Origin of the sequence: Crenothrix polyspora (genome assembly GCF_900163755.1) — a bacterium.
GTDB lineage: Bacteria > Pseudomonadota > Gammaproteobacteria > Methylococcales > Methylomonadaceae > Crenothrix > Crenothrix polyspora.
Genome location: NZ_FUKI01000023.1, coordinates 1 through 9814, shown reverse-complemented (window position 1 = coordinate 9814; position 9814 = coordinate 1). Strand labels below are relative to the sequence as shown.

Here is a 9814-nt window from a genome sequence, read left to right as displayed (position 1 = left end):
CCTGTCTGATTTCATCCAACAAGCCGCAATGGACACCCTCATTCCTCAGTATTTCAAAAAGCCGTCAAAAATGCGTTTTTTAGCATTTTTATTTGTTTTGGCTACATGCCTAGCTTGATATTGCGTTTTGCGGCTCTCCGATGAAATTAGACGGCATAGCGTTGATTTTTTAATGCCAGATTAGCCCGTGTTTTCAGTTCTGCACTTTTTACCCCCCATTTTGGGGTTTTGGAGCAATGGAACATCCCCTAACCCCTCACCTTGTGGCAATATCCTAGCGGGGTATGGGGTCGGCAATGAGACCCCATAAAAACCCTTTCATGAGTCCGTAGTGGGCATTCCAGCTTTAGGGCTGGAATGCCCACTACGGACTTGCAGTTCACAAAAACTAAAATCCTGTGAGCGGAAGCGAACGCTTTTTTGCTTCCGTGTCTTGCTTCCTTCGTTTCTCTCTTGGGGGTAATTAACCAAAAGAACGGTTTGTCGCAGCACTAGGCTGCATCCATTGCTACAAAAGGTCTACAGCCGAAATATCGTTTTCAAAACCGGCAATAATATTTTTTATAACCTATTGAATATTAGGCATATATGCCATGTAGAAAAATTCATATTGGTCTTCGTGGCTAATGGCGCGGTAAATGCCGTGAAACTTTAGAGCCTTTTGTTGATTAGCCCCCCATTTTGAAACTTTTACCTTTTCGAGGGAATGGGCAAAAAATAGCCCTTTTCGTGTTTTTCGTGCCTTTCGTGGACAAAAATTAATGCTAGCAGCCACCCACGCCGCTTTTTCAACCGTCATGTACCTGGGCGGCGCAACCGTCTTTGAGTACAAGATCGACCCCATCGCCTGGGGCTTGGCGATGCTGTTCTCCATCATGCCCGACATCGACCTGCCCACTTCCAAGGTCGGACGACCGTTGTTCTGGATCTCTGTACCGCTGGAAAAACGTTTCGGCCACCGTACCATCACCCATTCCTTTGTCGGCATCGCCATCCTGGTGACGATGATATCGCCGCTGTATTTCTATTTTCCCCTGTATTTCTGGGCGGTGCTGGGTGGTTACTGGTCGCATCTGCAAATCGACATGGCCAATTTTCGCGGCGTGGACTTGTTCTGGCCGTCGCCTATCCGTGTGGTGATGCCGGGCAAACGGGCGTACCGGCTGGAGGTGGGCAGCAAGGCGGAAATGATTGTCTTCTGTTCGATGCTGGTGTTTTGCGTTGGTTTATATCCGATGAGCAATCTTGGGCTACGTGGCGGTTTGCACCAAATCCTGAAGGACTTTGACATCTCTTACGATGAATTTATCGAGGTGCAGGGCGCAAACTGGTACACACTGGAACTGAAGGCCATTGATAACCTGACCCTGGAGCATATCAATTGTGTGTGTCCGATATTGGGCGCATGGCAAAGCGGCCTGATTATTGAGCATAACGGCACCGTGCGCTCGGTGGGCAAAAGCCAGATGCAGCACAATCTGTTTCCGGTGGATGCGGTGTTGATTAAGGGCGAACCGTTGCGGGTGATCTCGCAGCGTGTCGATATGAAAGGTAAGTCATTGCGCTGGCTGGTGAATAATTTGAAGGCCAATCATGGTTATTATCTGGTCGGTGAGTTGTATGTGGATGCGGATAAAGTGGTGAATGTCAGCCAAATTGAAACCTACCATCCGGTGTTGTGGGGTGGCGATAAGGTGCGGTTGCATTATGCCAAGGCGGAAGATTTGGGCGAGTATTTGAATGTGACAGCGATTCGGGGCGAGGTGGTGGTGCAGTTTTGGTTGCGGCCTGGTGATAAGCCGGTGGAGCTTAATTTTGCTGGGGGTGAGGATGGTGGGGAAGTTCCCGATATTTTACAGGGGCTTTGAAGCTATTCATTGGTTAATAATCAATGAATAGCTTGGGAGCATTATTTTACTAATTCCATCAATTTTCCATAGCTATTTACCACATCATATTTAACTTTTTCGGTGGTTATTTTGTTATTGATTTCGGCAAAGAATTTGTGGGCGCACTCGATTTTTGATTGTTCTATTGCTCTTAATTCCATTGATGATATTGAACCTTTGGTTTCCGCTACAAAGTAAATGTGTTTTACGGAACCTTCTCTAAAAGCAATGGCCCAGTCTGGATTATAATTGCCGACGGGCGTAGGAATAAAAAAACCGCGTGGTAGCTTGGCATAGACAATCACTTCAGCGCTCGCATCGAGTTCTGTAACAAAATCACGTTCTATTTTGGAATCAGTTAACACGTAATCGTAGATATGCCGGTTCAGTTTGTCACCTACCTTACTGAAATCCATTTTCGGCTTTTCTCTGGTAAAAATATCTAGACTATAAGTTTCAGCCACGGTGTCGTAGGTCAGGTGTTCAACAATAACAGTCGCTTTCTGTTCGTTAATCAAGCGTGACGCCTTAGCAATAAAATCTTCTGGATTGGTTTTGTACTGATCAAACACCGCATTATTGATACTGCCCAGTATTTGGGCAATGGTGCGGCGAGTTAGCTGGGTGGCATCAGCGAGTTTACCAATAAGATCGTACTGCACGGCTGAATGGATAGAAATCTTATTGGTTTCTGTTTCGGTTTTTACCAATTTGAATGCATCACCTTGCTTAAGCGCATCAAAGGTTACATCATCTTTTTGTTCTACATGGCCTACGGTATATTGCAACGCGCTGACGCGTAATGCCTTATCTAGCTCAAGAACACATTTCTTGATCAATTCTTCGGTTTTAAAGTCAACGCTATAGGCCGCTTTATGGTTGATACGTTGCCAAAGTGTCTTAAATTCCTGTTTATTAAAATTGGCATTTAACTCATTGGTTTTCGCGGTTCGTTCATTTTCAATGGGTGGTAATTGGGCATCATTAAAGACATTATCAATTAACTGGAAAACCTGTTCAGCATAAATAGCCAGCTCAGGCGGCAAAGCGGCAAGCTGAGCTGATTTTTTAGCCTCGTGATAAGCTGGGGTAATTTTATCGTGGTTATCGGTATAATCATTTTTGACGAGATAACGATAAATCTGCTTGGCAATTTGTGGCGTTACTTCTACATCCCCTGCCGCAGTTTTAAGAACCTTACCGGTAAAATATTTTTCATCGGCAATGCGCGGACGTGCAGACAAAGATTCACCAATATCTTTCTGCAAATTTGCCACAAATTCGGTATAGCTTTCACTGGTCACAACAGTAAGAACATTTATGTCATGCACTGTTGCCGGATCATCCATACGGTCACCTAGTTGATTAACCGCTAAACGCATTCCGCGCCCCACTTCCTGACGGCGTGAAATGGTATTATCACTGTGTTTCAACGTACAAATGACAAATACATTGGGGTTATCCCAACCCTCACGCAAGGCAGAATGGGAAAAGATAAAGCGCACCGGTTCAGCAAACGACAGCAACCGTTCCTTATCCTTCAAAATCAAATCATAGGCATCCACGTCATCCGTTTCTGTTGATTTTTTGCCCGTCGCAGGATCAACCAAGCGCTTACTTTTTTTATCGATAGAAAAATAACCGTTATGGGTTTTACTGGCCTCAATACTGCGCAAATAATCGTTATAGGGTGAGTCGTCCAGCGTTAACGCTTCATTGAGCCATAAGTTGTATTCTTCCTCAAATATTTTGGCGTACTCACCGGCTGTTTCGCCGTCATCACCATAGCAACGATACTTGGCGACGCTATCAATAAAAAACAGTGTCAGTACTTTAATGCCTTGGTGGAACAATACCTGTTCTTTTTCAAAGTGCGCTTTAATGGCTTCACGGATTTGAATGCGACGTAAAGCCTCTTCGTTAACATCACCCGTGGCTTCACCAGCTTGGATTTCTTCACCATTAGTAAAACTGAGTGTTTGGGTATTGGCATCAATCTCACTCACCACAAAGCCTTTGTACTGATCCAGGCCACCCGACAAGTCAAACAGGTTATCCCCTCGATTTAACTTACGCAGCACTCGTTTAATACCGCTGTTTTGCTTGATCTCCAACTCAACCCGCACCACAGGTGGTTTGCTGGGTGAGGTATCAATGCTGCCAAGGTACAAATAGGCATTAGTACCCGTAAGTCCCTTTACGGTAATACCGGAGACTTTAATTTTCTTTACCAGCTTCTGGTTATACGCATCCAGTGCATCCAGGCGGTGGATTTTGTTATAAGTCGTTTTGTGGGTGGCAGAATAACGCAAGATCATCAGCGGTTTAAAGGCTTGTAACGAATCCAGGGTTTTAGTGCCTTCCATTTTTTGAGGTTCGTCCAGAATTAAAATGGGCCGATTAGCGGCAATGACATCAATGGGTTTGCGCGACTGGAAATCATCCAGTTCTTCATAAATGCGGCGATTATCCTTGCCTGTGGCGTTAAAGGCTTGGACATTAATGATCATCACGTTAATACCCGCATCGGAAGAAAAGTTTTCCAGGTTATGCAACTGCTTGGAGTTGTAGATAAAAAAACGTGCTTTCTTACCGTAGGATTCCAGAAAATGTTCAGCGGTAATATCCAAGGATTTATATACGCCTTCACGTATCGCAATACTGGGCACAATGATAATAAATTTGCTCCAGCCGTACTGCTTATTGAGTTCAAACACGCTCTTGATGTAGCAATAGGTTTTACCTGTACCAGTCTCCATTTCCACATCTAAATTAACTTTGCAAATCTTGGTTGCTTCTAACTTGGACGACAGCGGTAAGTTTTGCGGCTGTTGCACGCGATTAATATTTTCCAGTAACTGAGCATCGTTTAGTTTTAGGCCAGCATTTTTAAAACCGGAATCGTCTTCAAGCGACAACTGCACTGCTTTGCCGGAAGTTACGCCGCTATCCATACGGTAAGTAATCGCCGATTGAAATGGCTGCCCTGCAAAGCATTGGGTAACCGCTTCTACTGCTGCGGTTTGGTAGGCTTGGTGTTTAAATTTTAGTTTCATAGTCCGGCGTTATTCCTTCAGGAGATTAACCAATGCTAAACGGGCAAATTTCTTATCAAAGGTATGCAACGCTTGGTTATGTTCCACACAGGTTGCCAAAATAAGATAATCAGAGAAATCCGCTGGATTATTTTCGAAATGCGTTAATGCGCTAGTGAACTGGGCTGGCTGTTGCAGCACGTAACAAGGAGAATGTTGCAGCTGCTTTAGTAGCGTAATAACGCTGGCCTTGTCAAAGCCATAAGCGCTTTCCAATACCCAAACTAATTCAACCTGTACGATTTGCGGTATAAAAACCTGTTTGGCTTTCTGAAGTAATGCTTTCGCCAAGTCCATTTGCTTAGGCGCATCGGGATCATCAACGACTAAACGGACTAAGACATTGGTGTCTACCGCAATCATAGACGCCCGCCGCGATTTTTTATTACCCTATCCATTTCTTCCAGAGAGACGGCTTTGGGCGCTTTTAAAATACCTGTTGCTTGCTTGAGTTCAGTATCGGACAAGGCTAGTTGACTTTGGTTGATTGGATTCAGTTGATAACGCGTAGCCAAGTAACCGATAAAATCGACCACTTCTTTTTGTAAGTCCTCCGGTAAACGCTGGCATTGGGTATTGATTTCGTGGATGTAGTTCATGGCTGAATCTCGATTTATGAGGATAAAAAAGATCATCTTGATTATTTTTTGCTATAGAAGTTCGGATATTACTCTGGTTATACCAATCCATTATCAACCACCAAATCTAAATTTTCGACCCTGGCAAAGTGTTTCACATTACCTGTTGCAAGTTTCATCTGATGCCTGCGTGACGTTGCAGCAATCAATAAATCTTCCGCTTCAATCAACAAGCCCTTTGTTTTCAAATCCTGATAGATTTTTGCGGCGTATTCAGCACAATCACTGTCAAAATCTAACACCGTCATATTACTGAATAGCGCTTTCCAATACGCATCTTCATCCTGATTATCGCCACGCAATAATTCATAAACGGTAATGCTGGACACAGCGAATTGATAGGGTTTTTTCGTCAATTTAAATAAAAAAGTCTTGTCTTTATCAGTTTTTTTAGCGCGTTTATGGGCAATCAGTACATTGGTGTCGAGACAAATTATTTCCATTGTTGCAAATGCCGTCTTTTTTCTTCGATACGCAGATATTCTTCATCGGTCATTTCAGGGCTATCCAGTAACAGTTGTTGCAAAGCCGATAAAGGTGCTTCGTCCTCATCTAACGATACAATAGTGAGTTCTACGCGTTTAGCATGGAAATCTTTCGGTAAGTTAATGTGTATCACGCCATTGACCACATCGGCATATTGTTTGAATGTATTCATGTGACACGCTCCTGTTAAAGTGTTTTCAGCTCAGTATTTGGCGACAACAGCTTAAATATTTGTTCCACGTTGATCTTAACGCTATCGCTGGCAAAGCCTGCATCACAGAATACGGCACGTAGGGGTTTTATTTCGGCCAGTTGTTTGATGAAGGCTTCGGTAATACCGCCTTCACGGTCAAAGCACGCGGCAATGACGTTTTCAGCCACGATGAACACCGGTTTGCCTTCAATGGTTTGTTGTTGGATGGGCAGGGTTAAATCAACGCCCCAGTCTAATAGCACTTGGAACAATAAGTCTTCATCGCTACGGTCTTCGTGGATATTGCTGACGTAGCTTGCCAAGTTGGCTTTGTCCAAGACATCAGGTGAATAATAGACATCGTTCATATTGGAGCTATCGACTTTCAGGACGCGGAAGCCAATATCTAAATCCATTGTGTTTAGTGGGTTTTCGGCTTTGATTTTTTGTCCGGCACGGCGGATACGTTCTTTGCCAATTTCGGCTATGGTTTTGAAAGCTCCGCTTTTTTCAAAACAATCTTCTGGAATTTGTACCATAATAAATTTACGGTTGATTGAATCCTCGGAATTTAACTGCATGACTGCATGGGCTGTGGAGGCTGAACCAGAGAAGAAATCTAAGATTAAGTCATTTTTTTCAGATACTACCATTCCAAAAAGTTTGCGAAACAGTTCGATAGGTTTTTTCCCACTTCTAAAATCAACGCCACCTTCATGCCTGCAATTACCAAAATTTCCTGCTAAATCCATGAATGTTACTATCGGCTGTGACTTTTTTATATTATCAAGGTTATCTAATACTTTTCTAGGAATGCCTTGATAATATTTGCCTTTTGTAGCTGTTGATTTTTTAGGGCCACTAAAATATCTATATGGTAAATCATCATCTCCAATGCCATAAACCTTATACAAAGTCCCAATACCATCTACCTCACTTTTTCCACTTAAATGATCACGAAAAAACCGTCCAGATGAGTTTCCATCAAGAATTGAACCCGTTGCCCAAATCTCTTTTAAACCAATTTTACTACCGACATTCCGCACCCCTATTCATAATTTTATGATTAAATTTAATTTAATTTAATTTAATAATTTCAGTATGTTATAAATTTTTCGATTTTTTGGCGTATTTCCAAAGTCATTTACATCAGCTTAGATTTAACAAAAAACAAACAAGAGATGACTTTTTCTTGTTGTAACCCGAAAGTCTAAAATCCAGAAAAACACTAAAATTAATTAAATATCAATATGTTAGTTAAATGCTAAATTTTTATTTAGGGGTGCGGAATGTCGGTTACTAGGTTCTCCTCTAACGATTTCAAAGCTACCATCAAAAAAAACTTCAACTTTTTTCCCACCTAATTCAATAATATTTGGTTCGCCCGTCTCTTTTATATACCATTCAAATTTTGAAAAGTCATACTCTGACTCTGGCTTTTTTAGCTTAACAAGTGGTTTGGATTTAGCATAGAAATACACATTTTCAATTAGTTTTTGAAAATTCATATCTTCTACAAGCGTTTTGCCTTCATACCTTACTTTTATCGTAATTGTGGCTAGTAAATTACTTTCTCCAAAAATTTCATCACACAATCGTTTTAAATTAGCTTGTTCATTGTCATCAATGGAAATGAAAATAACCCCATCATCCCGCAATAAATTCCGCGCCAGTTTTAAACGTGAATACATCATGCTAAGCCAATCTGAATGAAAGCGTCCATTGGATTCATCATTGGTCACCAAACGATTTCCGGCTTCATCTTTTTGGTTGGACTTTAGCAAATAACTTTCACTGTCTTCAGCAAAATCATCTTCATAGATAAAATCGTTACCGGTGTTATAGGGCGGGTCGATGTAAATCATCTTAACCTTACCCAAGTAAGTTTCTTGTAGCAACTTGAGTGCATCCAGATTGTCACCTTCAATATACAAGTTCTGGGTGGTGTCAAAATCGACACTTTCTTCACGGTAAGGGCGTAAGGTTTTTGCAATGGGGGCATTGGCAGTTAACAAAGCTTCGCGTTTGCCTGGCCAATTAAGCTGGTAACGTTCTTGCGGGCCTTCAACAATTTTATCGGACAGCTCTTGGCGCAATTGGTCAAAATCAATGGCTTTTTGTGGCATACCATCTGTGCCCAGTGTTTCCGTGATGCAGTTTGGAAACAGTTCTGCCAGTTTGGCAATATTGTCTTGAATGAAATTGGGGCTGTGTAGTTTGAGTTTGTCCATGTTGTATTTTTAGGCCTAGGTTTATTGTTTAGCTTTGATCCGAGCCGCCGCGTCTTCCCACGACTCACCCACCTTGGCCGATTTTTTGATTTCTGACTCTTTTACGCCGTTAATCATCTTTTCCTTAGTCTGTGTAGGTCTTTTGGGGTTTTCGGGCGTTAAGGGCTGTTTTTCAGTAAATATGAAGGTTAAATGCGTTACGTTACGTCCGGTTTTGCGTTGTGTCCAATTTACCTGGTAGTTTGAATGGGTGTTGATGTCTTTGATGGCGGGGTCTATTACGTATTTTTTTAAGTCTTTAATTGCTTTATATTTTTCTTCAATTTCAAACTGTTTTTTTAACCAGTCAATTTCAATTTCACGCTTTCCCGTGGTTTTCCATTGCATCAGAAATTCATACAGGCGAATGCCATAAATCGATGTCATATTGCCGATATGCTTAAGCTCATAGCGGGTGAACTGACCTTTTAGTGCACTCAAGTAAGGCAGCATTTTTTGAGAAAAGCAAAGGGATATTTTTCCTTCATCAGTTAAATATTCAATGGAACTGATCCAACGCATCTTAAGGCGCTTAACAGATGGACGATCATGATAAGGATTATCAACTACGACATAACGATTAAACAGGCTTTCTGCTACATCGACAAGTGCATGATAAGCACGATCTTCAGAAACAGAAAATAGCTCAGAAAACTCTTTCGCCGATAACTCAAATTCATCTGTAGCCAATAACGCCACATTTGAATTCACTTGGCCAATACAAGCCAAAACCACCCGTTGTTCATTCAAAGTCAGCTTGTAACCGGCTTCAACAACAGCATTAGCTTTGTAAATTGTTAAATTTTTCTTGTTCATAAGAACTCAAAATTTGAATTTAAAAGCGCATGATAACACCATTAAGGGTTAATTTAAATTAAACTCCCTTAATGGTGCGGATTTCTCCCTTTATNNCTCCCTTTATCTGTTTAATAACAATTAAAAATCAATAGATTATAAGCGCTAAAAATATATAAAAGTAATTAAAATATTAAAAAAGGCCGCAACCCAAAAAAACCTGTGGATAACTCAAAAAATACTAATTTTCGAGTTTAAAAATTTCTGTTTTTAAAAGCTGTAATTGAGCATTTAATTCTATCTTGCGATTAAATTGCCGTTCTTTGTGTAAACGTGCTTCTATTTTACGGTATTCGTTTTGTTTGCTGAGGATTTGCGCCAAACGTTCCATTTGTGCTTTTATAGATTCGCCTGTTCTAGGTGGTAAAGGTAGCAACTGCCTTAGCAT

Annotated in this window: 11 protein-coding genes; 1 reads left to right on the top strand and 10 read right to left on the bottom strand. The window is 41.5% G+C overall.

Annotated elements, in window-relative coordinates; translation table 11 throughout:
* Positions 1-568: 568 nt before the first annotated feature.
* A complete protein-coding gene (locus CRENPOLYSF2_RS19105; RefSeq protein ID WP_245807857.1) occupies positions 569-886 on the bottom strand; it encodes a hypothetical protein in 318 nt (105 codons plus the stop codon).
* Between CRENPOLYSF2_RS19105 and CRENPOLYSF2_RS01750 the strand changes: the two genes are divergently transcribed.
* Positions 798-1868, top strand: coding sequence for a metal-dependent hydrolase (locus CRENPOLYSF2_RS01750; RefSeq protein ID WP_245807856.1), 1071 nt, complete (start codon positions 798-800; stop codon positions 1866-1868). The genes CRENPOLYSF2_RS19105 and CRENPOLYSF2_RS01750 overlap by 89 nt on opposite strands.
* Positions 1869-1909: 41 nt before the next feature.
* Here the strand turns inward: CRENPOLYSF2_RS01750 and CRENPOLYSF2_RS01745 are convergent, their stop codons facing one another.
* The 9 genes from CRENPOLYSF2_RS01745 to CRENPOLYSF2_RS01705 all read right to left on the bottom strand — a co-directional run.
* On the bottom strand, positions 1910-4945 hold the full coding sequence (locus CRENPOLYSF2_RS01745) for a type III restriction-modification system endonuclease (RefSeq protein WP_087142249.1): 3036 nt from the start codon (positions 4943-4945) through the stop codon (positions 1910-1912).
* 9 nt (positions 4946-4954) lie between these two features.
* On the bottom strand, positions 4955-5347 hold the full coding sequence (locus tag CRENPOLYSF2_RS01740) for a type II toxin-antitoxin system VapC family toxin (protein WP_087142248.1): 393 nt from the start codon (positions 5345-5347) through the stop codon (positions 4955-4957).
* The gene (locus CRENPOLYSF2_RS01735) at positions 5344-5583 is read right to left on the bottom strand and encodes a DUF2281 domain-containing protein (RefSeq protein WP_176370996.1); all 240 of its coding nucleotides are present in this window, start codon (positions 5581-5583) and stop codon (positions 5344-5346) included. The genes CRENPOLYSF2_RS01740 and CRENPOLYSF2_RS01735 overlap by 4 nt, the downstream gene beginning before the upstream one ends.
* A 77-nt stretch (positions 5584-5660) precedes the next feature.
* Positions 5661-6065: a type II toxin-antitoxin system VapC family toxin gene (locus CRENPOLYSF2_RS01730; protein WP_087142246.1), complete on the bottom strand. Its 405-nt coding sequence runs from the start codon at positions 6063-6065 to the stop codon at positions 5661-5663.
* On the bottom strand, positions 6056-6280 hold the full coding sequence (locus CRENPOLYSF2_RS01725) for a hypothetical protein (RefSeq protein WP_087142245.1): 225 nt from the start codon (positions 6278-6280) through the stop codon (positions 6056-6058). The genes CRENPOLYSF2_RS01730 and CRENPOLYSF2_RS01725 overlap by 10 nt, the downstream gene beginning before the upstream one ends.
* Positions 6281-6294: 14 nt before the next feature.
* Positions 6295-7347 carry a DNA methyltransferase gene (locus tag CRENPOLYSF2_RS01720; RefSeq protein ID WP_217884048.1) on the bottom strand — a complete coding sequence of 351 codons (1053 nt, stop codon included), beginning with the start codon at positions 7345-7347 and terminating at the stop codon, positions 6295-6297.
* Between the two features lie 207 nt (positions 7348-7554).
* The gene (locus CRENPOLYSF2_RS01715; protein ID WP_087142243.1) at positions 7555-8532 is read right to left on the bottom strand and encodes a site-specific DNA-methyltransferase; all 978 of its coding nucleotides are present in this window, start codon (positions 8530-8532) and stop codon (positions 7555-7557) included.
* A gap of 21 nt (positions 8533-8553) precedes the next feature.
* On the bottom strand, positions 8554-9387 hold the full coding sequence (locus CRENPOLYSF2_RS01710) for a RepB family plasmid replication initiator protein (protein ID WP_087142242.1): 834 nt from the start codon (positions 9385-9387) through the stop codon (positions 8554-8556).
* Between the two features lie 220 nt (positions 9388-9607).
* The coding region (locus CRENPOLYSF2_RS01705) for a DUF4391 domain-containing protein (RefSeq protein ID WP_087142241.1) at positions 9608-9814 on the bottom strand (207 nt) is incomplete at its 5' end.